The following is a 25,254-nucleotide window of genomic DNA, read 5'->3' as shown; positions in this document are numbered from 1 at the left end:
CGCAAAGTCAAAAGGGGATTCTAGTGCCTTCACTTTCTGCCGACAGAACCTTCTTCCGCGGCGCGGAGGGCTACGAAGCGGCCCGACGGAGAACGGTGTGGAACGGCCTTGTGCCGGAACGCTTTCCCGATGTGATCGTCCAAGCGTGTGACGCCGGCGACGTGGTGGCGGCGCTCCGTTATGCGCGGGCCAACGGTCATCGCGTCGGGGTTTGTTCGGGCGGGCGCAGCTGGGTGGCCAGTCACCTGCGCGACGGTGGCCTGCTGATCGACGTCGCCCAGCTCGATCACTGCCGCATCGACACGGACCGGATGATCGCCCGGGTCGGTCCTGGCAAGGCCGCCAGCGCATTCGCTCTCGAACTCGACTCGCAAGGGCTTTTCTTCCCCGCCGGCCACTGCGAAGGCATTCGTCTGGGTGGCTATCTTTTACAGGGCGGGTATGGCTGGAACAGCAAGGTGGTCGGACCGGCGTGTGAAAGCGTGCTCGGACTGGAGGTCGTCACCGTCGACGGCGAACAAATCCACTGCGACCCCGAGCATCACCCCGATTTGTATTGGGCCGCTCGCGGTTCGGGACCGGGCTTCTTCGCGGTAGTCACCTCCTTCACCCTGCGGATTCACCGACGCCCCGCGGTCCTAGGCACATGCTTGTACATGTACCCGATCGACGTCGCCGACGAAGTGTTTAGCTGGGGACGCTCAATCAGCCCCGAGATCGACGACCGGGTCGAGCTGCAGATCCTCACCACGCGCGGCTTGCCGGCAGCCGGTCTAGACGATCCGATCATCACCATTGCCTCACCGGTTTTTGCCGATTCAGAACGGGACGCGGCGAAAGCTCTTGCGGTCCTTGGCAGCTGTCCGGTGGCCGATCGGGCGATCACTAGCCTTCCCTATGCGCCAACAACTTTGGCCAATTGGTATACCGCCGTGATGAGCAACTACCCGCAGGGCCACCGGTATATCGCCGACAACATGTTCACGTCGGCGTCCGCCGACGAACTACTGCCGGGCATCCGCAAAATCATCGAAACAATGCCGCCGCACCCCTCGCAATTGGTTGTCACCGGCTGGAAGCCGGCCTCTCACCGCGCGGATATGGTCTACGGCTTGGAGGACGAGATCTATTTGGCGCTCTACACGGCGTGGCACGATCCGGCCGACGACCACCGGTACCGCGATTGGGCCCGGTCCAACATGGCGGCCATGTCACACCTGGCGACCGGCATCTCGCTCGCCGACGAGAACCTCTGCCGGCGGCCGGCGACGTTTATCACCGGCCCCAACATGGCACGCCTCGACAAGGTGCGCTCGATCTACGACCCGGATGGTCGATTCCACCGCTGGATGAGCCGCGCCTGAACCGAGCCGCCGCCCAAATCCTTACAGCGAACGCTGCAGCAGAACCTGGCCGCTTTCGGCGGAAACCACCTGCACGGCGGCGATCTGGTCGACCGGCGTCGAGATGCTGGCCGCGGGCGTCGCGGTGTGGCCGGGTACCGCCACCCAGGTCGCCAGCCGGGTTTGGCTGCCGTCGCGGCCCACCACGACCATCGCCAGGGTGTCATGGTGGGCGTTCAGCGGAGCCAGGCAGACACACCTCAGGTTGATCGACGTTCCCCAGTGCTGGCTGCTGAGCTGCACCGTCGAGGCCAGCAAGGTGGTACCGACCTGCGCCATCGGCTGCGAGGACGCGGTCGCCTGCTGCGCGGGCGTCCCCGTGAACCCCTGAACACCGACGAACACGCCGATTCCCAGCACCACGGCCGCGGCGGCCGACGCCACCCAGGTCACCACCCGCGTGCGGCGCCGGCGCCAGCGCACCGTCGCCAGCAACGACGGCAGTAACCGCGGCGACATCTCCGGCGTCACCGATCCGGGGCCGGACTCGGTGATCGCGGCCACCTCGTCGCGGTCAAGCTGCGAAAGCAGGGCCGGCACGCCGCTCAGATCGGCGACGGCCTCCCGGCATGCCGGGCACTCGGCCATGTGCGCCTCGAATGCGCGGCGGTCGGAGGCGGATAGCGACCCCAACACGTATGCGGCATCCCACATCGCGTAGCGGTCGCCCGGGGGGCCGATACCCCGTACCGGCGTGGTCATGTCATTCATCTCCTGTCACCCTTCAAGCATTCGGAGCCCGTCATCGGGTAACTCCAAGTTCCTGCAGAGTGAGCCGCAACGCCCGCACCGCATAGTGTAGTCGCGACTTCACTGTTCCTTCGGCGATCTCGAGGTCTGCAGCGATCTGCGCGGTGGTCCAGCCACGGTAGTAGGACCGCTCGATCACGGCACGGTGCTCGGCCGACAATTGCGCCATTGCCTCGGCTATCAGCAGCCGGTCCAGCGCCGCGTTCACCTGGTCCGGCGTGGACTGCTCGGGCGCGCCCGATTCGTCCAGCGAACCCACCACATTGCGGAATCGTGCGCTGCGGCGGTCGTCGATGATCATGTTGCGGGCGACGGTGAACAACCACGCCCGCGCCGACCGTTCGGTGTCGCCGACGACCTCCGGATGCTGCCAGGCCCGCAGCAACGTCTCTTGCACGACGTCCTCGGCCTGGCTCGCGTCCCCCGTCAACCGGAGCGCGTAGCGCCACAAAACCGCGGCGTGCTCGTCGTAGAGCGCCCTCATCAGGGCGGCTTCGGCAGCCCCCGACGCACCCCTAGTACCGGCCACACGAGCCACTCGATCACCTCCCGCCTACCAGACACGAGTCGAGCAGACGTTTAGTTCACGCCCCTCAACAAAGGGTGAGGATGCGCGGCCCGGCGGCGGTGACCGCGACGGTGTGTTCCCAATGCGCCGCGCGTGACCCGTCGGCGGTGGTCACGGTCCATTGGTCGTCGAGCACCAGCGTTTTGCCGGTCCCCAGCGTCAGCATCGGCTCGATGGCCAACACGGAGCCGGGGGCCAGCAGCGGGCCCCGCCCGGGAGCGCCCTCGTTGGGCAGGAACGGATCCATGTGCATGTGCCGGCCGATGCCGTGGCCCCCGTAGCCCTCCACGATCCCGAAGGCGCGCCCGTAGCGGACCTCGGCCGCGCGCGCACCCATTTCGATGGCGTGCGCCACGTCGGTCAACCGATTGCCGGCGATCATCGCCGCGATCCCGGCTTCCAGCGATTCCCTGGTCGCATCGCGCAGCGCTTCGCCGGCCGCGTCCAGCGGCCCGACCCCGAAGGTGATCGCGGCGTCGCCGTGCCAGCCGTCCAGCACCGCGCCGCAGTCGATGGAGACCAGGTCCCCGGGCGCCAGCGTCTCGGCGGCGGACGGGATGCCGTGCACAACACGGTCGTTGACCGACGCGCAGATCGACGCCGGGTAACCATGATAGCCCAAAAACGACGGCGTCGCGCCGGCTTCGCGGATCACAGACTCGGCGATCTCGTCGAGGCCCAGCGTCGACGTCCCGGGAACCGCGGCCGTGCGGACCGCCTGCAGGGCGGCGGCGACGACGGCGCCGGCCGCGGCCATCGCGTCGAGTTCACCGGGGCTGCGCTGTGGTACGACCCTGCGACTTCGCAGCCGCGCCAGCGCGCTCACGGTTACTTGCCCAGTTCTGATGGGCGGCGACCCGCTGCGCCCGGCTCCGCCGCGCTTGCGATCGCCCCCAACGCGCGCAGCGCGCGGGCGAACACTTCGTCGACCGTGCCGACGGCGTCGACGGTCTTCAATTCGTCTTTCAATTGGGCACCGTAGTACTCCAGCAGCGGCGCCGTCTCGTCGCGGTAGACCTTCATCCGGTTGAGGATGACGTCGTCGGTGTCGTCGGCGCGGCCCCGCGCCTTGAGCCGCTGCAGCAATTCCTCCTGCGAGACGCGGAACTCCACCACCGCGTCGATGTCGGTGCCGCGGCGTTCGAGCATTTCGTGCAGCGCTTTGGCCTGCTCGAGCGAACGCGGGTACCCGTCCAGGATGAAACCGTTGGCCGCATCCGGACCGCTCAGCCGGTCGTCGACGAGCTGGTTGGTCAACTCGGAGGGCACCAGGTCACCGGCGTCCAGGTAGCGCTTGGCCTCCAGGCCGAGTTTGGTCCCATTCTCGATGTTGCTGCGGAACAGCTCGCCGGTGGAGATTTGCGGGATCCCGAGCTTCTCGGCGAGCTTCTGGGCCTGCGTCCCCTTGCCTGCCCCCGGTGGCCCCAGCAAAACGACTCTCACTTGAGGAATCCTTCGTAGTTGCGCTGCATGAGCTGGCTCTCGATTTGTTTGACCGTATCCAAACCGACGCCAATCATGATCAAAACCGCGGTCCCGCCGAACGGCAAATTCTGCACCGCCCCGCCATTGCCGATCTGCAGGAACAGATTGGGCAGCACCGAGATTGCGCCCAGGTAGATCGAGCCCGGCAGCGTGATCCTGCTCAGCACATAACGCAGGTAGTCGGCGGTCGGTTTGCCCGGGCGAATGCCGGGAATGAACCCGCCGAACTTCTTCATCTCGTCGGCACGTTCGTCGGGATTGAACGTGATCGACACATAGAAATACGTGAAGAAGATGATGAGCCCGAAGTAGATGCTGATGTAGATGGGATCGCTCGGATCGGACAGGTATTTGCCGACGAACTTGTCCCACCAGCCGTTGCCCACGCCGCCGCTGCCGCTGCGGACCAGCTGGGTGATCAGGTGCGGAATGTAGATCAGCGACGACGCGAAGATCACCGGGATAACGCCGGCCTGGTTGACCTTGAGCGGCAGATACGTCGAGGTTCCGCCGTACATGCGCCGGCCCACCATGCGCTTGGCGTATTGCACCGGGATCCGGCGCTGGCCCTGCTCGACGAACACCACACCGACGATGATGATCAGCGCGGCGGCGCAGACGGCGGCGAAGATGACCCCGCCGCGGCTGTCCAGGATGGTCTTGCCTTCGGAGGGAATGCGCGCCGCGATGCCGACGAAGATCAGCAGCGACATGCCGTTGCCGATGCCGCGTTCGGTGATCAGCTCACCCATCCACATCACCAGCGCCGCGCCGCCCGTCATCACCAGCACGATGACCACCAGCGTGAAGATGCTCTGGTCGGCGATGATGTCCAGCGAACAGCCCTGGAGCAGCCCGCCGTTGGCCGCCAGCGCCACGATGCTGGTGGCCTGCAGGACGGCCAGCGCGATGGCCAGGTAGCGCGTGTACTGCGTCATCTTGGCCTGCCCAGCCTGGCCTTCCTTCCGTAACTCCTCGAACCGCGGGATGACGACGGTCAGCAGCTGCACGATGATGCTGGCGGTGATGTAGGGCATCACCCCCACCGCGAACACCGTGAGTTTGAGCAGCGCGCCGCCGGAGAACAGGTTGATCAGCGAGTAGATCTGTCCGGCCTCGCCGCCGCTGGCCTCCTTGATGCACTGCTGCACGTTGGGGTAGTTCACGCCGGGTGACGGCAGCGCGGCGCCGACCCGGTAGAGCAGGACGATGGCCAGCGTGAAGAGGATCTTCCGTCTCAGGTCGACTGTCCGCAGCGACGAGATGAAAGCCGAAAGCACTCTTCCTCCTGCGGAGCCGGGGTCTTCATCCTGCGTCACGCGCCCAACACCCGCAGGCCAGGACGTCCGGCCGACTTATCTACAGCGCGTCAAACCGTGTACGAGAGTAACAGCTGGTGCGGGCAGCCCCGTTCAAGGGCCTTTATGGGACCCGAAAAAGACACAGCGAGCCGACAGCCGCGAGGCGTAGAGTTCTGGTGGCTCATTGCATTTGCTAAGTAAATAGGAGCACCATGACGCGAACTGACCAAGACACCTGGGACCTGGCCTCCAGCGTCGGCGCCACGGCCACCATGGTCGCCGCGGCCCGCGCCCTGGCCAGCGGGGGGACCAACCCGATCATCAACGACCCGTTCGCGGCGCCCTTGGTGCGGGCGGTCGGGCTGGACTTCTTCCGCCGCCTGGTCGACGGCGAGGCCATCCCGTCCGAGGCCGCCCAGGCGTCTGAAGACAGCGAGAAGGACCTGGCGCTGGAGACCGATTCGATCGCGGTGCGCACCCGCTTCTTCGACGATTTCTTCCTCAACGCCGCCCGCGACGGCATCCGCCAATCGGTGATCCTGGCCGCCGGCCTCGACGCCCGCGCCTACCGGCTAGCTTGGCCGCCCGGCAGCGTGGTCTACGAGGTCGACCAGCCCAAGGTCGTCGAGTTCAAGAGCACCGCCATGGCCAACCTGGGTGCCGCCCCGACCGCGGACCGGCGGACCATCAGCATCGACCTGCGGGACGACTGGCCGGCCGCGCTGCGCCGCAGCGGATTCGACGTGACGCGGCCAACGTCGTGGAGCGCCGAAGGCCTGTTGATGTACCTTCCGCCCGACGCGCAGGACCGGCTGTTCGACAACATCACCGAGCTCAGCGCTCCGGGCAGCAAGCTGGCCACCGAGTATCACCCCGACTCCGGCCCGACGATGACGCAACGCGCGCAGGAATTCAACGACAGGTGGGCCAAATTCGGCTGCGACATCGACCTTTCGGGACTCTTCTTCGACGGCGAGCGCAGCAATGTCGTCAAGTATCTGACCGATCGGGGCTGGGAGGTGGCCTCCCGGAAGCGGCGGGATCTGTTCGGCGATTACGGCCTGGAATTCCCCGACGACCCCGACACCGATGAGATGACGCAGTTCCGCAACATCGTCGCCGTCACCGCAACACTGCGCTAGGAGCCCCGATGCCCGACACCGACAGCAAGCGATTTGATGGCGACAGTTGGGATCTGGCATCCAGCGTGGGGGCCACCGCCACGGCGGTGGCCGCCCGCCGCGCGCTGGCATCCAGGGGCCCCAATCCCCTCATCGACGATCCGTTCGCCGAGCCGCTGGTGAACGCCGTCGGCGTCGACGCCTTCATCCGGATGATGAACGGCGAAATCGAGCTCGCCGACGACGATCCCGCATTCACCCCGCGGCGCCTCGGCGAGGGGATGGCGGTCCGCACCCGGTTCTTCGACTCGTTTTTCCTCGGCGCCGCCGAGGCCGGCATCCGCCAGGCCGTCATCCTGGCCTCCGGGCTCGACACCCGCGCCTACCGCCTGGCTTGGCCATCCGGGACCGTCCTCTACGAGGTCGACCAGCCCAGGGTGATCGAGTTCAAGACCCGCACCCTGGCCGACCTTGGCGCAACCCCGACCGCCGACCGCCGTGCGGTCGGGATCGACCTGCGTGACGACTGGCCGGCCGCGTTGCGCGACAACGGATTTGACGTCACCCGGCCGACGGCGTGGAGCGCCGAGGGGCTACTGGCCTATCTGCCGCCGGACGCCCAGGACCGCCTGTTCGACAACATCACCGCGCTCAGCGCCGGCGGCAGCCGACTGGGCACCGGCTACGTGCCCAACATCCGCGACCGCATCGAAAACCGGGGCCGTGAGATCAGCGAGCGCTGGCGGCGCCTGGGACTGGACCTGAACTGGGCGGATTTGATCTACCCCGGCGAACGCAACGACGTGGTGGCTTATCTTGCCGACCGCGGCTGGCAGTCGACGGTGCGCAGCACACCAGAACTCTACGCCGACAACGGGTTTGAGTTTCCCGACCAACCGTCGATGGTCGCGTTCGGTGACATCAAGTACGTCTCCGCGACGTTGACGTAGCGCCTAGCCCGGTTTGGCCGCCGGCGCCCGGACGACCAACGGCACCGCCGGGAAGCACCACGCCATCTCCGAGCGCGACTTGCGCAGCGCGGCGGTGCCGTAGCCCCTCTTCCGGTAATCGGGGTGGATCCAGATCCGCACGTCCACCTCGCCGCGGACCAGCTCGCCGAACACCATCCCGACCTTCTGCCCGGAATCGACGGCCACGAACCACGCGGCCTCTTCGTCGTCGACGCGCCGCAGCGCCGCACGGATCTCGTCGTCGAGGTTGCCGGCCGGCACGCCGGAGCCGTCGCCGGCGGCCCCGATGTCCTGGGTGCGGGCGGCGAAGATGTCGCGGTCCTGCTCGTCGGAAAACGGCCGCAGCTCGAGCGTCTCCCCCGAGCTGGCCGGGCGCTCTTTGAGGGTGAAGCTCAGCTGTTTGTTCAGGTCCTCGAGTTCGGCGAGGATCTTTCGGCGGGAATCGACGGTGAGCTGGTCGAAGGACATGCCCATTACCGCTTCGGCGGCGACGTGGGAGGTGTCGAGCAAACCGGCGATCGCCTCGACCGCGGCCGCCTTGTTCTCCGACTCGACCACGGCGTCGGCGATTTCGTGCCGGCGTTCAAGGGCTTTCAACAGGGCGTCGGCGATCTCTCGGCGGGCGGCTTTGCGGTCATGGTCGGTCATTGGACCAGCCTAGAACGCGACCGAAGGTAGCGCTCTGGATCGTCGGTTTCCCAGCTCCAGGAACCGCCGGTAGCGGTCCTGGACGGGTGCCGCCCAGGCGGGATCGGGCTCGACGACGTGGTCGGTGCGGGCCCAGCGGGCGGCGTCGGCGATCGAGGTTTCCAGACCGGCCGCGATGCGGCCGAGGAACGCCGCCCCCAGGGCCGCGCCCTCGGCCACCCCGGACACCTGCACCGGCCGCCCGGTGGCGTCGGCGATGGCCTGCATCCACGGCCGGACCCGGGTGCCGCCGCCCGCGGCCACGATCCGCGACACCGGCGCCCCGCTCAGCTCGATGAGCTGACGGACGACGAAGCCCGACGCCTCGTAGGCGGCCCGCCGCAGCGAGGCGGCGTCCTGGGTGAGGTCCAGGGCGTCGAGCACGGCGCGCCGATCCGGGTCGTGGAACGGGGTGCGCTCCCCACGAATGTAGGGCGACCACACCGGCACCCGGCGCGGATCGGCCGACATCGGATCACCCGGTGCGACAACGCGATCCACCCAGCCGAGGAACAAGCCGCCGGCGTTGCTGGCCCCGCCGATCTGGATCTTGCCGGGGGTGGTGTGCGGAATGGTCCACAGGCCGGGCACCTGCCGGGCCTCGCCGATGGTCGTCCACACGATCAGGGTGGTGCCGCACAGCACCAGCACGTCGCCGTCGCGGCCGGCGCCGGCCACGATCTGTTCGCACAGGGCGTCGATGGCGCCGATCGCCAGCACGGCCCCGGTCCCCCGCACCCGACCGGCCGCCGCCCCGATCGTCTCCACCCGCGGCATCTGCTCGACGGTCGCGCCGCAGCCGGCGCACGCCGCCGGGCTCCAGCCGGTCCCGTCGAACAGGGGAAAGGCCGTGGCGGCGGTGGCGAAGTCGATCACCGCCTCACCCGCCAGGGCGTGGTTGGCCACCGCGGGCGCCGGCCAGTATCCGGCGGCGCCGGGCGCCTGGGCGGCCGTCCAGCGCAGGAACTCGGCGGCCTCGCCCACCGCCGGCAGCGGCTGGGCCGGTCGCTCCGGGGCGCCCGGCACCCGGCCGCGGCCGTCGCCATACAGCAGCCCCGGGGTAAGCGGCCTGCCGGCGGGGTCGACGGCGGTCAGCGAGGGCACCATCGCCGAGACGGCCACCGCCCGGACGTCGGGCCCGGGCGCCAGCTGGCACACCTCGTTCAAGGCCGCCAACGGACCCCGCCGCCACGCCTCGTCGGCGTCGTGCTCGAGCCGATCGGGCGCCGGCACCCGCAGCTCATGCGGAATGCGCGCCCGCGCCGTCACGCGGCCGTCGGCGTCGGCGGCGACAGCTTTGACCGCGGTGCTGCCGACGTCGATGCCGATTGTGACGCCTTCACGTGACACGGGCGTCACCGTACGCCAGCATTGGGTTTCGTGACCTCGAGACCGCGCGCCCTGGTGACCGCGCCGCTGCGCGGGCCGGGGTTCGCCAAGCTGCAGCGGCTGGCCGACGTGGTGTACGACCCTTGGATAAGTGAGCTAGAGCAGCGGCCGCTGCGGATCTACGGCGCCGAGCAGCTGGCCGAGCGGATCGTTGGCGAGGGCGCCGACGTCGTCGTGGTGGAAAGCGACTCGGTGGGTGGGCCGGTGTTCGACCTGGGCCTGCGCGTGATCGCGTCCACCCGCGGCGACCCCAACAACGTCGATGTCGACGGGGCCACCGCGGCCGGCATCCCGGTGCTCAACACCCCCGCCCGCAACGCCGACGCGGTCGCCGAGATGGCGGTGGCGCTGCTTTTCGCGGCCACCCGACACCTGCTGACCGCCGACGCGGATGTCCGCGGCGGCAACACGTTTCGCGACGGCAGCATCCCGTATCAGCGTTTTCGCGGCTGGGAGATCGCCGGGCGCACCGCCGGGCTGGTGGGCCTGGGCGCCGTCGGCCGCGCGTTGCGTTGGCGGCTGTCCGGGCTGGGCATGCGGGTCATCGCCTATGACCCGTACCACGACGAGGCCCACCACGGGCTCGACGAGCTGCTGGCCGAGGCCGACGTCGTGTCCCTGCACGCGCCGGTCACCGACGACACCGTCGGGATGATCGGCGCGCGGCAGTTCGCGGCCATGCGCGACGGCGTGGTCTTCCTCAACACCGCCCGCGCCCAGCTGCACGACACCGACGCGCTTGTCGACGCGCTGCGCGCCGGCAAGGTGGCCGCCGCCGGGCTGGATCACTTCGTCGGCGAATGGCTGCCCACCGACCACCCGCTGGTCGGCATGCCCAACGTCGTCCTCACCCCGCACATCGGCGGCGCCACCTGGGACACCGAGGTCCGGCAGGCCCAGATGGTGGCCGACGACCTGGAAGCGCTGCTGTCCGGCGGCACGCCCGCCCATATCGTCAACCCGGAGGTGCTCAGCCCATGACATCCGTCATCAACCCGGAGACCGCGGTGCTGGACGCGGCCAAGGACATGCTGCGCCGGGGCCTGGTCGAGGGAACCGCCGGCAACATCTCGTCGCGGCGCTCCGACGGCAACATCGTCATCACGCCGTCGTCGGTCGACTATCGCGACATGGCGCTCGACGACCTCGTGCTGGTCGACCCCGACGGCGCCGTGCTGCGCGCGGCGGACGGTCGATCGCCGTCGTCGGAGATGAAGCTGCACCTGGCGTGCTACCAGGCGTTCGACGACATCGGCAGCGTCATCCACAGCCATCCGGTGTGGGCGACCATGTTCGCCATCGCCCACCAGCCGATTCCGGCCTGCATCGACGAGTTCGCGGTGTATTGCGGCGGCGACATTCGGTGCGCCGAGTACGCGGCGTCCGGCACGCCGGAGGTGGGCGCCAACGCGGTCAAGGCGCTCGAGGGCCGGGCCGCCGCCCTGATCGCCAACCATGGCCTGGTGGCCGTCGGGCCCCGGCCCGACAAGGTCCTGCACGTCACCGCCCTGGTCGAGCGGACCGCCCAAATCGTCTGGGGCGCAAGGGCTCTCGGTGGCCCCGTGCCGATCCCCGAGGACGTGAACCGCAACTTCGCCAGCGTGTATGGCTATCTGCGCGCCAACGCCTGACTCTGACAGCTGCCGCCTTCGGGGGTCAGCCCTCTCGGAGTTCGCGGAACAGCCTCATGCGATGGAGGTTTATCCGATAGAACAGGCCCGGAAAATGCCGGTACAGGTGCCAGATGACCTGAACCACAGTGGGAAACACGATCAGCGGGCGATTGCGCTCCATCCCACGCAGGATCGCGCGAGCGGCGGCCTGGGCGCTCATCTGCGGCATCAGATAGTGGGTGCGCCGACTCAACGTCGCTACCCGCTCGCGCGGCATGTTGACCACGACCATGTTGTCGTAGATCTTCGTCTTCATGTCGCCCGGACATGCCGCGCTTACCTTCACGCCAAGGTCCGCCCCCTCGGCCCGCAGCGATAGTGAAAGCCCAACGATCCCATGCTTGCTCGTGCAGTACGCGGCATTGCCTGGCTGGGGAACCAGCCCACTGAGCGACGAAATATTGACGACGTGCCCATGGCCCTGGCGCGCCATCAACCGATAGGCGTGCACCGTTCCGTACACCACCCCCAGCAGGTTCACCTCGAGCACGCGACGCCACTGCTGTATCGAAAGGTCGCGAGAGTCCCCGCCGATCGCGATGCCGGCATTGTTGATCATGTAGTCCAGGCGTCCGTATTCGGCAACGGTGTCCTCGACCAACCGCGCCACCCCGGTTTCGTCGGCCACGTCGACCGCCACGGCAGCCGCCCGCGCGCCGGCCTGCCCCAGGCGTCCCGCTACCTGACGCGCGGCGTCGCCGTCGAGGTCGGCGACGACCACCGTGGCGCCCCGACGCCCGAGTTCCTCACACAGCGCCTCGCCCAGACCCATTCCGCCGCCGGTGACGATCGCCACGGTGTTCTCAAAGTTCTCGCACCGCCGCATGACCTCGGCCCCTTCCGGCGAGTCACCTCCGACTTGGTTACATTCGGCGTAATATTACATCGAATGTAACCAAACCGGAAGGAGCGGCCACGGCAAACGAGATGGGCCTGCGCGAACGTAAACGGAAGCAGACCAGGCAGGAGTTGATCAGCGCGGCCATGCGACTGTTCGGGGAGAAGGGCTACGAGCAGACCACCGTGGCCGAAATCGCCTCTGCCGCCGGCGTTTCCACAAAGACATTCTTCAATTACTTCGAGAGCAAGGACGAGGTCCTTTTTCCCCACCTCTCCCGCCGGATCGACGCCGCGGTGGCTCTCATCGAGCAGGGCGCACCCGGTGATCGGATGGCCGACCTCCTCGCGTCGGCGATGCGGCACATGCTGGCCGATGCCCTCACCGAGGAGGTCGACGGCGGCCTGGCCGCGGTGCGGCTGCCGATGATCCTGTCGGTGCCCGCCGTCCAGGCGGCTACGTTGCATCGCTACTTCCTGGCCGAAACTCAATTGGCCCGGGCTCTGCACGGCGCCTATTCCGACGCGCTCGACCCGGCGTCCGCTGCCGCCGTCATCGGGTCGGTCATGGGGGCGGCGATCGCCGCGGCGCTCGTTTGTCTGCAAGACGGCGGCACCTCCGAACAGCTGCGCGCCGCGGTCGAAAGCGCCATCGATATAGCAATCCACGGCGTGCAGAGCCTGCCGACTAGTGCGCGCCGCGCCACTGGCGGGGCGAGGCGTCGTGCGCGCGGCCGAACAGCCGGCTGAAGTAGCCGGGATCGGACACCCCGACCCGTCGGGCCACCTCTGCGACGGGTAGGTCCGTTTCGGCCAGCAACGCGCGGGCGGCGGCCATGCGGCGTTCGGTGATCCACTCGCCGACGGTGCGCCCGGTGCGGCGCCGCACCACGGTGGTCAGGTGCCCCGGGGTCACGCCGAGTTCGCCGGCCACGTCGCGCAGCGACAACGACTCGGGGTGACGCCGGTCGATCACCTCGAACACCTCGGCCAACAGCGGTTCGCCGGCGCGCCGCAGTTCGTCGACCACCGGACCCGCCAGCCGCGCGAGATCGATCAGCAGCAGCGTCAGATGCGCCAGCGCCGCCTGGCGATAGCCGTCCTGCCGCGCGAGCAGTTCGGCTTCGATCGACCGGATCGCGGCGTCCCACGCCGACCGTCGCGCCGCGTGTACCTCCAGTCGCAGGATTCCGCCGGCGTGGCCGTGCAGGAACGGAAACAGCAGCGGGTGCGCCCGCCAGGCCGGCCACGGCGATCGCGCGTCCTCGCCCAGCGCGGCCGGGTCGAAGAACACCGCGACGCCGGCGTCGCGATCTTCGAGCCGCCCGGGGTCGAGCACCCGACCCGCGGCCGCCACGTAGACCAGCCCGGCCGCCGGCAGGTACCAAAGAGCCGGAAAGTCGTGGATGTGGCGACCGCGTTCGACGAAATCCTCGGGGCCAGAACGCACCACCGACACCGGGGGCGTGTCCGGGTCGGTCCGGTATTCATAGATCGGCACCCCCGCGCGCTGCCGAACCAATCGAGTCGGTCGCGTCATAACCGCCAAAGATAGTCCAAGTTTCACCGAGGATCACCCAATTCTTCGCGAATGCAGCGGTTCACCATGGATTGCGTGACGAAACATCATCCACATGATTACCTGCCCGCCGCCGGCCACGACGCGCTGCTCCCCACGTACGACCTGATGTCACGCCTGCTCGGCATGAAGAAGGTCCACGACACCCTGATCGCGCAGGCCGAGCTCGCCGACTGCCACCGTTTACTCGAAATTGGCTGCGGCACAGGGAATGTCACCGTTACGGCCAAGCGCGCCTTTCCCCACCTGGAGGTGATCGGATGCGATCCCGACCCGCGGGCGCTTGACCGGGCGAAGCGAAAGGCGGACAGCATCCGCTTCGAACAGGGCTACGCGCAACAACTCCCCTACGCCGACGGCGAATTCGACCGGGTGCTGTCGTCGATGATGCTGCACCATATCGGCGAAGACGCGAAACCCGCTGCGGCGGCCGAGGTCTTCCGGGTCCTTCGCCCCGGCGGCAGGCTGCACCTGGTCGACATCGGCGGCGACATGACCGCCAACCACGGCCTGATGGCGCGGCTCATCAGGCGCAGCCACCACGCGGCCGGCAACCTCGGCGACGCGATTCCACGACTGCTGCGCGCGGCCGGGTTCGACTGCACCGAGGTCGCATCGACGCCGCACCGCATTCTCGGGCGATTGAACTACTATCGCGCGACCCGCCCCGCCTAACGCCCTGACGGCGGTCGCTGTTCGAGCGCGAACGTGTGGGTCAGCATGGGGCCGCGGGTCCACCCGGCCGGCGGCGGCCAGGTCCCGGTAGAGCACCCGTTCACGCGCCATCAATCAAGGTTGCCGGGAAACGGGGGAAGCGTACAGTGGTAAAAGCTTGTTATATTGTCTAAATATTAGACTGACTAGATCCGAACAGGGGAAAACATGACTTCCACCAGGTATGAGGGCGACACCTGGGACCTGGCCTCCAGCGTCGGCGTGACCGCGACCATGGTGGCCGCGGCCCGCGCCGTGGCGACCCGCGCCGACCGCCCGCTGATCGACGACCCGTTCGCCGAGCCGCTGGTCCGGGCCGTCGGCGTCGACCTCCTCACCCGGCTGGCGACCGGCGAGGTCAACCCGGCCGACCTGAACGACGTGCACGACGGCGCCGCGGGGTCCGCCGGGGCGATGTCCCGCATGGCCGACAACATGGCGGTGCGCACCAAGTTCTTCGACGAGTTCTTTCTGGGCGCGACGCGGGCGGGCATCAAGCAGGTCGTGATCCTGGCGTCGGGCCTGGATTCCCGCGCGTACCGGCTGGCCTGGCCGGCCGGCACCGTGGTGTACGAGGTCGACCAGCCGCAGGTCATCGAGTTCAAGACCCGCACGCTGGCCGAGCTGGGCGCCGCGCCCACCGCCGAGCGGCGGGTGGTGCCCGTCGACCTGCGCGACGACTGGCCCGCCGCGTTGCGCGCCGCCGGATTCGACCCGGCCCGGCCGACCGCGTGGAGCGCCGAGGGCCTCCTCGGCTACCTGCCGCCGGAGGCGCAGGATCGCCTGCTGGACACCATCACCGAGCTCAGCGCCCCGGGCAGCCGGTTCGCCACCGAGAGCGCGCCCAACCCGCAGCCCGGCGACGAGGACAGGATGAGGGAGCGCATGCAGCGCATTTCCGAGCGCTGGCGCGCGCACGGCTTCGACCTCGACATGGCGGGCCTCGTCTACTTCGGTGAGCGCAATGAGGCGGCCCCCTATCTGGACGACCGCGGCTGGGCCATGAACGGCATCAGCATCCGAGACCTGTTCTCCGCCAACGGCCTTCCGCCGATTGAGGACGACGACATGCGCATGGGCGACCTGCTCTATGTGAGCGGCACGCATGAGTAAGGGACGCAGCGACGGTGACAGCTGGGGACCGGCATCCAGCGTGGGGGCGACGGCCACCATGGTCGCGGCGTCCCGCGCCGTGGCGTCGCAGGGACCCGATGCGCTACTCGACGACCCGTTTGCCGATCCGCTGGTCCGCGCCGTGGGATTGGACCCCTTCGTGCGCATCGTCGACGGGGAGATCGATTTCGAGGACGACCCACTGTTCAACCGCAAAACGCGGGCCGAGCAGATCACGGTACGGACCAGGTTTTTCGACGACTTCTTCACCGGCGCGACCAACGACGGTGTGCGGCAGGCGGTGATACTGGCGTCCGGCCTCGACACCAGGGCCTACCGACTGCGGTGGCCCGCCGGCACGGTGGTCTACGAGATCGACCAGCCGCAAGTCATCGCGTTCAAGACCAACACACTGTCCGGCCTCGGCGCCTCCCCCACCGCCGACCGCCGTGCGATCGGCATCGACCTGCGCGACGACTGGCCGGCGGCGTTGGCCGACGGCGGTTTTGACGTCACGCGGCCGACCGCGTGGAGCGCGGAAGGGCTGCTGCCCTACCTGCCGCCCGAGGCCCAGGACCGATTGTTCGACAACATCACCGCGCTCAGCGCGCCGGGCAGCCGGCTGGCCACCGAACACGTGCCCGATCCGAACGCGTTTTCCGATGAGCGCCTGCAGCGCATCAGCGAGCGGTGGCAACGCTTCGGTTTCGACCTCAACGCGGCCGACCTGTTCTATCGGGGCGAGCGCAGCGTCGTCGTCGACTACCTGACCACCCACGGCTGGCGGGTGACGGCCCATCCCGCCAAGGAACTCTACGCGCGCAGCGGCTTCGAGTTTCCCGAGGACGAGATGGCGGCGACCTTCGGCGAAATGAGCTATGTCGCCGCGACACTCGGATAGTCCGGGCATGCCACGCGCTCACGACGACGACTGGGACCTGGCGTCCAGCGTGGGCGCGACCGCGACGATGGTCGCGGCCGGGCGCGCGATGGCGACGAAGGACCCTCGCGGTTTGATCGACGATCCATTCGCCGAACCGCTGGTGCGCGCGGTGGGCGTGGATTTCTTCACCAAGATGATGGACGGCGTTCTCGATCTCGACGAGATCGAGAACGCGTCGTCGGTGCGCATGCAGGCGATGATCGACGGAATGGCGGTGCGCACCAAGTACTTCGACGATTACTTCCTGGCCGCGACGAGGGCGGGCATCAGGCAGGCGGTGATCCTCGCGTCCGGGTTGGACTCGCGCGCCTACCGGTTGCCGTGGCCGCACGGCACGGTCGTCTACGAGATCGACCAGCCGCGGGTGATCGAGTTCAAGACGACCACGCTGGCCGGCATCGGCGCCGAACCTACCGCACCCCGGCGCGCCATCGCGATCGATCTGCGCGGGGACTGGCCGGCCGCGCTGAAGGCGGCCGGACTGGACACGGCGGCACCGACCGCATGGTTGGCGGAAGGCCTGCTGATCTACCTGCCACCCGAGGCCCAGGACCGGCTGTTCGACAACATCACCGCGCTCAGCGCCCCGGGCAGCACGATCGCCACCGAATTCGTGCCCGGCATCGTGGATTTCGACGCCGAGCGGGTGCGGGAGATGTCCGGTTCGTTCCGCGACCACGGCGTGGACATCGACATGGCCTCGCTGGTCTATGCCGGCGAGCGCAACCACGTCGTCGACTATCTCGGCACCAAGGGATGGGATGTCGAGGGGGTGACCCGAACGGAACTGTTCGAGCGCCACGACATCGAAGTGCCCGCCCCGGAGCACGACGACCCGCTCGGCGAAATCATCTTCATCGGCGGCAGCCTCACCGGTTAGAGCCGCGACTCCCCCAGCCACAGCGCGGTCGCGCCGCTCAACGTCTGCTCGGCGTTGTCCAGGATCGTGGCGATCGACCGGCCGAGCAGCGCCCCCAACGCATCCGGCAGCGACGCGGCGGCCGGCTGCGACGAGGCTCGGGGCCGCACCATGTCCAGCAGCGAGGAACCCGGATAGCCGACGATGCGGACCTCGGCGTCCTCGTCCAGCCCGGCCAGGACCTTGGCCCGGCGCACGGCGGTCCGGAACCCGCCGAGTTCGTCGACCAGGCCGCGCTCGAGGGCGTCGGCGCCGGTCCAGACCCGCCCCCGCGCAACGCGATTCACCGCATCGGCGCTCAGGTTGCGGCCCTCGGCGACGCGTTCGACGAAGTCGGTGTAGAACAGGTCCGCCTCGGCCTCCCGATGCGCCCGCTGCTCGGGCGTGAACGGCGCGTCGACCGACCAGGCGTCGGCATTGGCGTTGGTACGCACGGTATCCGACCCGACACCCAGGCGGCCCTTCAGCTCGCGAACGATCAGCTTGCCGGTGATCACACCGATCGAGCCGGTGATCGTGCCCGGATTGGCCACGATCGCGTCGGCGCTCACCGCGACGTAGTAGCCGCCGGAGGCGGCGACGGCACCCATCGACGCCACCACCGGCTTGCCGCGCTCGCGGGCCCTTTTCACTTCGCGCCAAATGGTTTCCGACGCCGTGACCGAGCCGCCGGGGCTGTCCACCCGCAACACAATCGCGGACACCGAATCGTCGGCGGCGGCCTCCCGCAGCGCCGCCGCGATGGTGTCACCCCCGGCGGTGGAAGTCCCCAGCGGCAGAAAGTGGGGCCCGCCACGCCCGTTGACGATCGCGCCGTCGACGGTCACCACGGCGACCGTCGGCTTGATCCGGCGGCCGGGAACCGGCGGCACGGGCGGGGCCAGCCACGACCGGGCCGCGCCGGCGTAACGCGCCAGGTACAGCCGAGGCGGACGATCGTCCTCGTCCGAAACGTCTTTCACTCCAACCAGTTCGGCCATGCGGGCATAGGCTTCGTCGCGGAAGCCGATCCGGTCGACCAGACCCGAGGCCGCCGCGTCGTCGCGCAGGAGCGGGGCCCGGTCGGCCAGCGCGTCGAGCGCAGCGGAATCGATCTTGCGTGATTCGGCGACGGCCTGCCACACCTGTTCTTGCAGGCTTTCCAGCATCCGGGTGACGGCCTCGCGGTGGGCGTCGGTGAAGCCATCTTCGGTGAAAAGGTTTGCCGCCGACTTGTATTCGCCGCGCGCGACGAATTGCGCTTCGATCCCCGCCTTGTCGAGCGCGTCGCGCAGGAACGTGGCGTTGCTGGCGAAGCCGACCAGCCCGACGCTTCCCGAGGGCTGCATCCACACCTCACCGAACGCCGAGGCCAGGTAGTAGGACAGGGTGCCCGGATAGTTTTCGGCCCAGGCCAGTGACGGCTTGACGGCGCTGAACGCCGCGATCGCTTCCCGCAGCTCCTGGACCGCCGCCGGCGGCGCCGCCGCAAGCTGCACGCGGGCGATCAGCCCGGCGACCCGGGGGTCCTCGGCGGCGCGGTGGATCGCGGCGACGGCGTCGCGCAGCGCCATCGGCCGGCCGGCCCCGGTGATAAGCGCCAGCGGGTCAAACCCGGTCGTCTCCGGCGGCACCGAGCGCAGGTCGAACTCGAGCACGCAACCGTTGGGGACGCCGTGGTGGCGGGCGGTGTCGACCCGGGTGGCCAGGGCGCGAACGTCGTCAACCCTGTTTAACAGGCCGGGAATCGAGGGCAGAAAGGCGAACATATCCGCCCAGCGTACCTACCGTACGGTGGTGGCGTGAGGTTCTCGATCGCCATCCCCCAACTCGACGCTGAGGGTTTCGACGCCCCCGGCCTGCGCTCATATCTCACGCGCGCCGAGGAGCTCGGGTTCGAGGGCGGCTGGGTGCTCGAGCAGACCATCGGGGAGGCACCGCTGCTGGCGCCGCTGGAGCTGCTGGCCTACTGCGCGGCCTGCACCGAGCGGCTGCGCCTGGGGGTCGCCGTGCTGGTGACGTCGTTGCACGATCCGCTGCAGCTGGCCTCGGCCGCGACCGCCGTCGACCGGCTCAGCCACGGCCGCCTGGACATCGGTGTCGGCTCCGGCGGCGGCTCCCGCCGATTCGCCGCCTTCGGCGTCGAAAAGGCCACGTACATCTCGTATTTCACCGAGGGCCTGGAGCTGATGAAGGCGGCCTGGTCCGACGAGCCCAGGGTGACGTTTCACGGCCGGTTCCGCGACGTCGACGACCTTCCCATCCAGCCCAAGCCGGTGCAGCGGCCGCGTCCGCCGATCTGGTTCGGTGGCCTCGCCCCCAAGGCGCTGGCCAGGGCGGTGCGCCACGGTGATTCGTTTTTGGGTGCGGGCTCGTCGACCACAGAGGCGTTTGCCGGGGCCGTCACCGTGGTGCGCCGTGAACTGGAGGAACAGCGGAAAGACCCCGCGCGCTTCACCATTGGCAAGCGGGTCTACTTGATGGTCGACGACGACGCGGCGCGGGCCCGCGAGCGTGTGCTCGCCGGGCTGCGGCGCATTTACGGCGCGATGCCCGGCCTCGACTCGGTTCCGGTGTCGGGCACACCCGACGACGTCGCGCGCGGGCTACATGGGGTGATCGACGCCGGCGCCGAGATGCTGCTGCTCAACCCCGTCGGCGGTAGCGTCGCCGAGAACCGCGAGCAGATGGAACGCCTTGCCGCAGAGGTGATTCCGCGGCTCGCGTAGTGCCGCGAGGCCCCTCTCCCCCCCGGCGAGCAGACGCAGAATCGCACGAATCCGCGCAGCGGCGTGCGATTCTGCGTCTGCTCGCGGTACTAGAGTTCGGTCGCCGAGCCGCCCGCGGCGGTGATCTTCTCGCGGGCGCTGCCGCTGAACTTGTGCGCGGACACGTCGGCCTTGACGGTCAGGTCGCCGTCGCCGAGGACCTTGACCAGAGAGTTCTTGCGCACCGCGCCCTTGGCCACCAGGTCGTCGATCCCGATGGCGCCGCCCTGGGGGAACAGCCGGTTGATGTCGCCGACGTTGACGATCTCGTATTCGGTGCGGAACCGATTCCGGAATCCCTTGAGCTTGGGCAGCCGCATGTGGATCGGCATCTGCCCGCCCTCGAAGGTCACCGGCACGTTCTTGCGCGCCTTGGTGCCCTTGGTGCCCCGGCCCGCGGTCTTGCCCTTGGAACCGTCACCCCGGCCGACCCGCGTGCGGGCGGTTTTCGACCCGGGCGCGGGCCGTAGATCGTGCAGCTTGATCGTCACTGGCTCTTCCCTCCGGTTTCGGCCGGCTCCACCTCGACCAGGTGGCTCACCACCGCGATCAGCCCGCGGGTCTGGGGGTTGTCCTCGCGGATCACCGAATGGCGAATCCGCCGCAGGCCCAGGGTGCGAAGGCTCTCACGCTGCTTCCAGCGTGCCCCGATCGTGCTGCGCACCTGGGTGATCTTGAGCTGAGTGCTCATGGTTGCGCCCCCGAAGTCTGTGCCTCTCGTGCCGCCGCACTGGCCAGCGCGTCGCTTTCCCGTCGCGCCTTGAGCATCCCGGCCGGGGCGACGTCCTCGATCGGCAGCCCGCGGCGCGCGGCCACCTCCTCGGGACGCTGCAGCAGCTTGAGCGCGGCGACGGTGGCGTGCACCACGTTGATCGCGTTGTCGCTGCCCAGCGACTTGGCCAGGATGTCGTGCACCCCAGCGCATTCCAGCACCGCACGCGCCGCGCCACCGGCGATCACACCGGTACCCGGGCTGGCGGGGCGCAACAGCACCACGCCGGCGGCCGCCTCGCCCTGCACCGGATGCGTGATGGTGCCGCCGATCAACGGAACCCGGAAGAAGCCCTTGCGCGCCTCCTCGACGCCCTTGGCGATGGCGGCCGGCACCTCCTTGGCCTTGCCGTAGCCGACGCCGACCATGCCGTTGCCGTCACCCACGATGACCAAAGCGGTGAAGCTGAATCGGCGGCCACCCTTGACCACCTTGGAGACGCGGTTGATGGCGACGACCCGTTCCAGGTAGTTGCTCTTCTCGCCGTCTCGGTCGCGGCCGCGGCCGCCGTCGCGCCGGCCCCGACCCTCCCGGTCACCGCGGGTATCGCGGCCGTCCGAGGCGCCCGCTGGCTGTTCCGCCATTATGCGGTCCTTCCAGTTGTCATCAGAAATTCAATCCGTTCTCGCGTGCGGCGTCGGCCAGCGCCGCGATCCGCCCGCCGTAGGTGTATCCGCCGCGGTCGAACACCGCGCTGTCGATGCCGGCGGCCTTGGCACGCTCGGCGATCAACTGGCCCACCCGCACGCTGTGCGCCTTCTTGTCGCCCTCCAGGCCGCGCACGTCGGCCTCGATCGACGACGCGGCCGCCAGCGTGGTGCCGCTTTCGTCGTTGACCAGTTGCACGTGAATGTGCCGCGCGGACCGGTGCACCACCAGCCGTGGGCGCGCCGCGGTGCCCGAGATCTTCTTGCGCAGCCGCGCGTGCCTGCGCAGCCGAGAGATCCGCCGCGCGGCGGACACGCTCTGCCCCAATGGCTTTCGCGCGGCGGTGTCAGTCTGTGATTGCGCCATGACTACTTACCCGTCTTTCCGACCTTGCGGCGGATCTGCTCGCCCTCGTAGCGCACGCCCTTGCCCTTATAGGGGTCGGGACGACGCAGGCGGCGGATGTTCGCCGAGACCTGGCCGACCTTCTGTTTGTCGATCCCGGAGATCGTGAACTTCGTTGGCGACTGGACCGCGAACGTGATGCCCTCGGGGGCCTCGATTACCACGGGATGGCTGTAGCCCAGGGCGAACTCGAGGTTGGAGCCCTTGAGCTGCACGCGGTAGCCGACGCCGAAGATCTCCATCTTGGTGGTGTAACCCTGCGTCACACCGGTGACCAGATTGGACACCAGGGTGCGCGACAGCCCGTGCAGCGAGCGGCTGCGCCGCTCGTCGTCGGGACGGGCGACGACGATCGCACCGTCTTCGCTGCGCGCCACCGTAATCGGCTCGGCGACAGTCAAATCCAAGGTACCCTTGGGCCCCTTCACCGAGACGTTCTGCCCGTCGATCGTTACGTCGACTCCGGCGGGAACCGGAATCGGCTGCTTACCAATGCGCGACATGGTTGCCCCCTTTCACCAGACATATGCGAGGACTTCGCCGCCCACGCCCTGTCTAGCTGCCTGACGGTCGGTCAGCAGGCCCGACGACGTCGAGATGATCGCCACGCCCAGGCCGCCGAGCACCCGCGGCAGGTTGGTGGATTTCGCGTACACCCGCAACCCCGGCTTGGACACCCGGCGCAAACCGGCGATGCTGCGCTCCCGGCTGGGCCCGTACTTGAGCTGGACGACCAGCGACTTGCCGACCCGGGCGTCTTCGGTCCGGAAGTCGCTGATGTAGCCCTCGCTCTTGAGGATCTGGGCGATGTTGGCCTTGAGCTTGGAGTGCGGCAAGGTCACCTCGTCGTGATACGCCGAATTGGCGTTGCGCAGACGGGTCAAGAAGTCCGCGATCGGGTCCGTCATCGTCATGGTTTTATCCCTGCGCCCGTCACCAGCTGCTCTTCTGCACGCCGGGCAGCTCCCCCGCGTGCGCCATCTCGCGCAGGCAGATCCTGCACAGCCCGAACTTGCGGTAGACCGCCCGCGGGCGTCCGCACTTGCTGCAGCGGGTGTAGGCGCGCACCGCGAAGCGGGGCTTCCGTGCCGCCTTGTTAACCAGTGCCTTCTTAGCCATCTAGTCAGTTCTCCTTGAACGGAAAGCCGAGGGCCCGCAACAGCGCTCGTCCCTCGTCGTCGGTCGTCGCCGAGGTGACGACGTTGATGTCCATGCCGCGGACGCGGTCGATCTTGTCCACGTCGATCTCGTGGAACACCGATTGTTCGGCCAGTCCGAAGGTGTAGTTGCCGGAACCGTCGAACTGCTTGGGCGAAAGCCCGCGGAAGTCGCGGATACGGGGCAGCGCGATCGACGTGAGGCGGTCGAGGAATTCCCACATTCGGTCTCCGCGCAAGGTGACCCGGGCACCGATCGGCATGCCCTCGCGCAATTTGAACTGCGCTATGGACTTCCGCGCCCGGCGGATGTCGGGCCGTTGCCCGGTGATCAGCGCCAGGTCGTTGACCGCGCCGTTGATCAGCTTGGCGTCGCGGGCTGCCTCGCCGACTCCCATGTTGACGACGACCTTCGTCACGGTCGGGATCTGCATGACGTTGCGGTAGCCGAACTGCTTGTGCAACGCGTCCCGAATCTCGTTGCGGTAGCGCTCTTTCAAGCGCGGCCGCACCTTCACACTGTCCTCTGTTGTGGTCATGCTAGATGTCCTTGCCGTTGCGCTTGGAGACGCGGACCCGCTTGCCGGTCTCCTCGTCTAACCGGTAGCCGATTCGGGTGGGCTTGCCGTCCGAGTCGACCACCATCACGTTGGAGACGTGGATCGGGGCTTCCTGGGTGACGATCCCACCCGACTTGGCTCCGCGCTGGTTGGTCGAAATCGCGGTGTGCTTCTTGATCCGGTTGACGCCCTCGACCAGCACCCGGTTACGGTCCGGGTAAGCCTGCAAGACCTTGCCCTTGGCCCCTTTGTCTTTGCCGGCGATGACCAGGACGGTGTCGCCCTTGTGCACCTTCATCTACAACACCTCCGGGGCCAGCGAGATGATCTTCATGAACCGCTTCTCGCGCAGTTCGCGGCCGACCGGCCCGAAAATGCGCGTGCCGCGAGGATCGTTATCGGGCTTGATGATCACCGCGGCGTTCTCGTCAAACTTGATGTAGCTGCCGTCGGGACGCCTGCGCTCCTTGACGGTGCGCACCACGACGGCCTTGACGACGTCGCCCCGCTTGACGTTGCCGCCGGGAATGGCGTCCTTGACGGTGGCGACGATGACGTCACCGATGCCGGCGTAGCGTCGCGACGAACCGCCGAGCACCCGGATGCACAAGATCTCCTTGGCGCCGGTGTTATCGGCGACCTTCAGCCGCGATTCCTGCTGAATCACTCGATCTCCTGACCTGGTTCACGTGTGCACGGCAGGAGGAACCGGCTTGGTGAACCTCCAAAATCAATGCCCACCAAAAAACCTGACGTGCGTGGTCTTGCAAAGCGGTCGTCACCGAAGGGCACGCGGGGCCGATATGCTTACGCGCACCGACCGAGGTCTGCCCAAGGCAACCCCTAGAGTCTAGGGGACAAGCAGCTCAGAGCCAAATTCCGGTCGCACGGTCACAGCGCTTCACCGATTCTCCGGATGTCGCCGAGGTGGTGGATGCCTTCGTGCATCGCCTGACGTACCACCCAGCGCGCGGTGCGCTGCTCGCCCGGCAAACGGGTACCCACGCGATCCCAGTCGCGTTCCCCCGTGCGCGCGACTTCATCGCGGAAACCCGCCGCAGCCGCCGCCAGCTCGTCGAGCGTGGCGGCGAGGTCGCAGTCGTTGTACCGGAAACGGCGAGCCCGCAAATCGTTGAACATCGGCTCCAGGGCGGGCCGGTGCTCGGTGCGGATGCGGTGCAGCCGGATGGTGAAGGTGACGTAGACGTCGCGCAGGTGGCAGACGTACTCGCTCACCGACCACACGTCCGGGCCAGGCCGTGCCCTGCGCATCCCGGGCGGGATTGCGCTGACCGCCTCCCGGACGGCGCCCGGCAGCCCGGCGATGACGTTGACCGCGTCGTCGATCCGAATCTGCGGGTAAACCAACGCGCACACATCGCAGGCGTGATCTTCGGCGGCCAGCGGCGGGAGTCGCTCGCCGCGATCCGATGCGGGCATGTGAATATTTTCCGCCGGGCTTGGCCTTTTCCGCGAGCGTGCGTGTCTGTACACCGACACGCCGGCAATGAC

At 68.3% G+C, this 25,254-nt stretch carries 31 protein-coding genes and 1 pseudogene; 11 read left to right on the top strand and 21 right to left on the bottom strand.

Annotated elements, in window-relative coordinates; all coding sequences use genetic code 11:
- The first annotated feature begins 23 nt into the window (after positions 1-23).
- The gene (locus K3U93_RS04580; protein ID WP_071511683.1) at positions 24-1,364 is read left to right on the top strand and encodes an FAD-binding oxidoreductase; all 1,341 of its coding nucleotides are present in this window, start codon (positions 24-26) and stop codon (positions 1,362-1,364) included.
- A gap of 21 nt (positions 1,365-1,385) precedes the next feature.
- On the opposite strand, the gene K3U93_RS04575 is transcribed toward K3U93_RS04580, so the two are convergent.
- From K3U93_RS04575 to secY, 5 genes and pseudogenes are all read right to left on the bottom strand, one after another.
- On the bottom strand, positions 1,386-2,105 hold the full coding sequence (locus tag K3U93_RS04575; protein ID WP_139796775.1) for an anti-sigma factor family protein: 720 nt from the start codon (positions 2,103-2,105) through the stop codon (positions 1,386-1,388).
- Between the two features lie 40 nt (positions 2,106-2,145).
- Complete coding sequence (locus K3U93_RS04570; RefSeq protein ID WP_083009405.1) at positions 2,146-2,691, bottom strand: sigma-70 family RNA polymerase sigma factor; 546 nt, start codon at positions 2,689-2,691, stop codon at positions 2,146-2,148.
- 55 nt (positions 2,692-2,746) lie between these two features.
- On the bottom strand, positions 2,747-3,547 hold the full coding sequence (gene map / locus K3U93_RS04565; RefSeq protein WP_071511680.1) for a type I methionyl aminopeptidase: 801 nt from the start codon (positions 3,545-3,547) through the stop codon (positions 2,747-2,749).
- 65 nt (positions 3,548-3,612) lie between these two features.
- Positions 3,613-4,164, bottom strand: a pseudogene (locus K3U93_RS04560) (adenylate kinase); the annotation flags it as partial.
- Positions 4,161-5,486 (bottom strand): preprotein translocase subunit SecY, encoded by a 1,326-nt coding sequence (secY, locus tag K3U93_RS04555; RefSeq protein ID WP_071511678.1) that lies wholly within the window; start codon positions 5,484-5,486, stop codon positions 4,161-4,163. The gene secY and the pseudogene K3U93_RS04560, both read right to left, overlap by 4 nt.
- Before the next feature lie 233 nt (positions 5,487-5,719).
- Between secY and K3U93_RS04550 the strand changes: the two genes are divergently transcribed.
- Together K3U93_RS04550 and K3U93_RS04545 are read left to right on the top strand one after the other, a co-directional pair.
- Positions 5,720-6,649: a class I SAM-dependent methyltransferase gene (locus K3U93_RS04550; protein WP_071511677.1), complete on the top strand. Its 930-nt coding sequence runs from the start codon at positions 5,720-5,722 to the stop codon at positions 6,647-6,649.
- Between the two features lie 8 nt (positions 6,650-6,657).
- Positions 6,658-7,578 (top strand): class I SAM-dependent methyltransferase, encoded by a 921-nt coding sequence (locus tag K3U93_RS04545; RefSeq protein ID WP_071511676.1) that lies wholly within the window; start codon positions 6,658-6,660, stop codon positions 7,576-7,578.
- A 3-nt stretch (positions 7,579-7,581) separates the two neighbouring features.
- On the opposite strand, the gene K3U93_RS04540 is transcribed toward K3U93_RS04545, so the two are convergent.
- Together K3U93_RS04540 and K3U93_RS04535 are read right to left on the bottom strand one after the other, a co-directional pair.
- Entirely contained in the window at positions 7,582-8,247 is a 666-nt protein-coding gene (locus tag K3U93_RS04540) for a GNAT family N-acetyltransferase (RefSeq protein ID WP_071511675.1), read from the bottom strand.
- A gap of 9 nt (positions 8,248-8,256) precedes the next feature.
- Positions 8,257-9,636 carry a xylulokinase gene (locus K3U93_RS04535; RefSeq protein WP_071511674.1) on the bottom strand — a complete coding sequence of 460 codons (1,380 nt, stop codon included), beginning with the start codon at positions 9,634-9,636 and terminating at the stop codon, positions 8,257-8,259.
- A gap of 30 nt (positions 9,637-9,666) precedes the next feature.
- On the opposite strand from K3U93_RS04535, the gene K3U93_RS04530 reads away from it, so the two are divergent.
- Entirely contained in the window at positions 9,667-10,656 is a 990-nt protein-coding gene (locus K3U93_RS04530; RefSeq protein ID WP_071511673.1) for an NAD(P)-dependent oxidoreductase, read from the top strand.
- Positions 10,653-11,306, top strand: coding sequence for an L-fuculose-phosphate aldolase (locus K3U93_RS04525; protein WP_071511672.1), 654 nt, complete (start codon positions 10,653-10,655; stop codon positions 11,304-11,306). The genes K3U93_RS04530 and K3U93_RS04525 overlap by 4 nt, the downstream gene beginning before the upstream one ends.
- A gap of 25 nt (positions 11,307-11,331) precedes the next feature.
- On the opposite strand, the gene K3U93_RS04520 is transcribed toward K3U93_RS04525, so the two are convergent.
- A complete protein-coding gene (locus K3U93_RS04520; RefSeq protein ID WP_071511671.1) occupies positions 11,332-12,174 on the bottom strand; it encodes an SDR family NAD(P)-dependent oxidoreductase in 843 nt (280 codons plus the stop codon).
- Between the two features lie 101 nt (positions 12,175-12,275).
- Here K3U93_RS04520 and K3U93_RS04515 point away from each other — a divergent pair, with 101 nt between their 5' ends.
- Positions 12,276-12,935 (top strand): TetR/AcrR family transcriptional regulator, encoded by a 660-nt coding sequence (locus tag K3U93_RS04515; protein WP_071511670.1) that lies wholly within the window; start codon positions 12,276-12,278, stop codon positions 12,933-12,935.
- Here the strand turns inward: K3U93_RS04515 and K3U93_RS04510 are convergent.
- Positions 12,874-13,725 carry a helix-turn-helix transcriptional regulator gene (locus K3U93_RS04510; RefSeq protein WP_071511669.1) on the bottom strand — a complete coding sequence of 284 codons (852 nt, stop codon included), beginning with the start codon at positions 13,723-13,725 and terminating at the stop codon, positions 12,874-12,876. The two genes, K3U93_RS04515 and K3U93_RS04510, sit on opposite strands and share 62 nt — an antisense overlap.
- Before the next feature lie 75 nt (positions 13,726-13,800).
- On the opposite strand from K3U93_RS04510, the gene K3U93_RS04505 reads away from it, so the two are divergent.
- The 4 genes from K3U93_RS04505 to K3U93_RS04490 all read left to right on the top strand — a co-directional run bounded on the left by K3U93_RS04505 (position 13,801) and on the right by K3U93_RS04490 (position 17,414).
- The gene (locus tag K3U93_RS04505) at positions 13,801-14,439 is read left to right on the top strand and encodes a class I SAM-dependent methyltransferase (protein WP_420915400.1); all 639 of its coding nucleotides are present in this window, start codon (positions 13,801-13,803) and stop codon (positions 14,437-14,439) included.
- A gap of 207 nt (positions 14,440-14,646) precedes the next feature.
- Positions 14,647-15,591 carry a class I SAM-dependent methyltransferase gene (locus K3U93_RS04500; protein WP_071511668.1) on the top strand — a complete coding sequence of 315 codons (945 nt, stop codon included), beginning with the start codon at positions 14,647-14,649 and terminating at the stop codon, positions 15,589-15,591.
- Positions 15,584-16,492, top strand: coding sequence for a class I SAM-dependent methyltransferase (locus K3U93_RS04495; RefSeq protein ID WP_071511667.1), 909 nt, complete (start codon positions 15,584-15,586; stop codon positions 16,490-16,492). The genes K3U93_RS04500 and K3U93_RS04495 overlap by 8 nt, the downstream gene beginning before the upstream one ends.
- A gap of 7 nt (positions 16,493-16,499) precedes the next feature.
- Positions 16,500-17,414 (top strand): class I SAM-dependent methyltransferase, encoded by a 915-nt coding sequence (locus K3U93_RS04490; RefSeq protein ID WP_071511666.1) that lies wholly within the window; start codon positions 16,500-16,502, stop codon positions 17,412-17,414.
- On the opposite strand, the gene sppA is transcribed toward K3U93_RS04490, so the two are convergent.
- Positions 17,411-19,201: a signal peptide peptidase SppA gene (gene sppA / locus K3U93_RS04485; RefSeq protein WP_071511665.1), complete on the bottom strand. Its 1,791-nt coding sequence runs from the start codon at positions 19,199-19,201 to the stop codon at positions 17,411-17,413. The genes K3U93_RS04490 and sppA overlap by 4 nt on opposite strands.
- Positions 19,202-19,234: 33 nt before the next feature.
- On the opposite strand from sppA, the gene K3U93_RS04480 reads away from it, so the two are divergent.
- Positions 19,235-20,161: an LLM class flavin-dependent oxidoreductase gene (locus K3U93_RS04480; protein ID WP_071511664.1), complete on the top strand. Its 927-nt coding sequence runs from the start codon at positions 19,235-19,237 to the stop codon at positions 20,159-20,161.
- A gap of 89 nt (positions 20,162-20,250) precedes the next feature.
- Here the strand turns inward: K3U93_RS04480 and rplO are convergent, their stop codons facing one another.
- From rplO to K3U93_RS04425, 11 genes are all read right to left on the bottom strand, one after another.
- The gene (gene rplO, locus K3U93_RS04475; RefSeq protein ID WP_071511663.1) at positions 20,251-20,691 is read right to left on the bottom strand and encodes a 50S ribosomal protein L15; all 441 of its coding nucleotides are present in this window, start codon (positions 20,689-20,691) and stop codon (positions 20,251-20,253) included.
- Entirely contained in the window at positions 20,688-20,891 is a 204-nt protein-coding gene (rpmD, locus tag K3U93_RS04470) for a 50S ribosomal protein L30 (RefSeq protein WP_071511662.1), read from the bottom strand. The genes rplO and rpmD overlap by 4 nt, the downstream gene beginning before the upstream one ends.
- The gene (gene rpsE / locus K3U93_RS04465; RefSeq protein WP_071511661.1) at positions 20,888-21,556 is read right to left on the bottom strand and encodes a 30S ribosomal protein S5; all 669 of its coding nucleotides are present in this window, start codon (positions 21,554-21,556) and stop codon (positions 20,888-20,890) included. Before rpsE ends, rpmD begins: the two co-directional genes overlap by 4 nt.
- Positions 21,557-21,578: 22 nt before the next feature.
- On the bottom strand, positions 21,579-21,947 hold the full coding sequence (gene rplR, locus K3U93_RS04460) for a 50S ribosomal protein L18 (protein WP_139796774.1): 369 nt from the start codon (positions 21,945-21,947) through the stop codon (positions 21,579-21,581).
- A gap of 41 nt (positions 21,948-21,988) precedes the next feature.
- Positions 21,989-22,528, bottom strand: coding sequence for a 50S ribosomal protein L6 (gene rplF, locus K3U93_RS04455; protein ID WP_071511659.1), 540 nt, complete (start codon positions 22,526-22,528; stop codon positions 21,989-21,991).
- 12 nt (positions 22,529-22,540) lie between these two features.
- Positions 22,541-22,939 carry a 30S ribosomal protein S8 gene (gene rpsH, locus K3U93_RS04450; protein ID WP_069399182.1) on the bottom strand — a complete coding sequence of 133 codons (399 nt, stop codon included), beginning with the start codon at positions 22,937-22,939 and terminating at the stop codon, positions 22,541-22,543.
- Between the two features lie 19 nt (positions 22,940-22,958).
- Complete coding sequence (locus K3U93_RS04445; protein WP_071511658.1) at positions 22,959-23,144, bottom strand: type Z 30S ribosomal protein S14; 186 nt, start codon at positions 23,142-23,144, stop codon at positions 22,959-22,961.
- Between the two features lie 4 nt (positions 23,145-23,148).
- On the bottom strand, positions 23,149-23,721 hold the full coding sequence (gene rplE, locus K3U93_RS04440) for a 50S ribosomal protein L5 (protein ID WP_071511657.1): 573 nt from the start codon (positions 23,719-23,721) through the stop codon (positions 23,149-23,151).
- Between the two features lies 1 nt (position 23,722).
- On the bottom strand, positions 23,723-24,040 hold the full coding sequence (gene rplX / locus K3U93_RS04435; protein WP_071511656.1) for a 50S ribosomal protein L24: 318 nt from the start codon (positions 24,038-24,040) through the stop codon (positions 23,723-23,725).
- A complete protein-coding gene (rplN, locus tag K3U93_RS04430) occupies positions 24,041-24,409 on the bottom strand; it encodes a 50S ribosomal protein L14 (protein ID WP_003403649.1) in 369 nt (122 codons plus the stop codon).
- Between the two features lie 224 nt (positions 24,410-24,633).
- Positions 24,634-25,182: a DinB family protein gene (locus tag K3U93_RS04425; RefSeq protein WP_071511655.1), complete on the bottom strand. Its 549-nt coding sequence runs from the start codon at positions 25,180-25,182 to the stop codon at positions 24,634-24,636.
- Positions 25,183-25,254: the final 72 nt, after the last annotated feature.

It is taken from the genome of Mycobacterium malmoense, from assembly GCF_019645855.1.
Taxonomy (GTDB): Bacteria; Actinomycetota; Actinomycetes; order Mycobacteriales; family Mycobacteriaceae; genus Mycobacterium; species Mycobacterium malmoense.
The sequence above is the reverse complement of the archived record's forward strand: the minus strand, read 5'-3'. Positions and strand labels throughout refer to the sequence as shown.

What these genes read in the sequence shown, in the direction of transcription:
- K3U93_RS04575 (WP_139796775.1), bottom strand. Translation starts at nt 2,105, where the DNA reads ATGACCACGCCGGTACGGGGTATCGGCCCCCCGGGCGACCGCTACGCG.
- K3U93_RS04550 (WP_071511677.1), top strand. Translation starts at nt 5,720, where the DNA reads ATGACGCGAACTGACCAAGACACCTGGGACCTGGCCTCCAGCGTCGGC.
- K3U93_RS04545 (WP_071511676.1), top strand. Translation starts at nt 6,658, where the DNA reads ATGCCCGACACCGACAGCAAGCGATTTGATGGCGACAGTTGGGATCTG.
- K3U93_RS04540 (WP_071511675.1), bottom strand. Translation starts at nt 8,247, where the DNA reads ATGACCGACCATGACCGCAAAGCCGCCCGCCGAGAGATCGCCGACGCC.
- K3U93_RS04525 (WP_071511672.1), top strand. Translation starts at nt 10,653, where the DNA reads ATGACATCCGTCATCAACCCGGAGACCGCGGTGCTGGACGCGGCCAAG.
- K3U93_RS04520 (WP_071511671.1), bottom strand. Translation starts at nt 12,174, where the DNA reads ATGCGGCGGTGCGAGAACTTTGAGAACACCGTGGCGATCGTCACCGGC.
- K3U93_RS04515 (WP_071511670.1), top strand. Translation starts at nt 12,276, where the DNA reads ATGGGCCTGCGCGAACGTAAACGGAAGCAGACCAGGCAGGAGTTGATC.
- K3U93_RS04510 (WP_071511669.1), bottom strand. Translation starts at nt 13,725, where the DNA reads ATGACGCGACCGACTCGATTGGTTCGGCAGCGCGCGGGGGTGCCGATC.
- K3U93_RS04500 (WP_071511668.1), top strand. Translation starts at nt 14,647, where the DNA reads ATGACTTCCACCAGGTATGAGGGCGACACCTGGGACCTGGCCTCCAGC.
- K3U93_RS04495 (WP_071511667.1), top strand. Translation starts at nt 15,584, where the DNA reads ATGAGTAAGGGACGCAGCGACGGTGACAGCTGGGGACCGGCATCCAGC.
- K3U93_RS04490 (WP_071511666.1), top strand. Translation starts at nt 16,500, where the DNA reads ATGCCACGCGCTCACGACGACGACTGGGACCTGGCGTCCAGCGTGGGC.
- sppA (WP_071511665.1), bottom strand. Translation starts at nt 19,201, where the DNA reads ATGTTCGCCTTTCTGCCCTCGATTCCCGGCCTGTTAAACAGGGTTGAC.
- rpmD (WP_071511662.1), bottom strand. Translation starts at nt 20,891, where the DNA reads ATGAGCACTCAGCTCAAGATCACCCAGGTGCGCAGCACGATCGGGGCA.
- rpsE (WP_071511661.1), bottom strand. Translation starts at nt 21,556, where the DNA reads ATGGCGGAACAGCCAGCGGGCGCCTCGGACGGCCGCGATACCCGCGGT.
- rplF (WP_071511659.1), bottom strand. Translation starts at nt 22,528, where the DNA reads ATGTCGCGCATTGGTAAGCAGCCGATTCCGGTTCCCGCCGGAGTCGAC.
- rpsH (WP_069399182.1), bottom strand. Translation starts at nt 22,939, where the DNA reads ATGACGATGACGGACCCGATCGCGGACTTCTTGACCCGTCTGCGCAAC.
- K3U93_RS04445 (WP_071511658.1), bottom strand. Translation starts at nt 23,144, where the DNA reads ATGGCTAAGAAGGCACTGGTTAACAAGGCGGCACGGAAGCCCCGCTTC.
- rplE (WP_071511657.1), bottom strand. Translation starts at nt 23,721, where the DNA reads ATGACCACAACAGAGGACAGTGTGAAGGTGCGGCCGCGCTTGAAAGAG.
- rplX (WP_071511656.1), bottom strand. Translation starts at nt 24,040, where the DNA reads ATGAAGGTGCACAAGGGCGACACCGTCCTGGTCATCGCCGGCAAAGAC.
- K3U93_RS04425 (WP_071511655.1), bottom strand. Translation starts at nt 25,182, where the DNA reads ATGCCCGCATCGGATCGCGGCGAGCGACTCCCGCCGCTGGCCGCCGAA.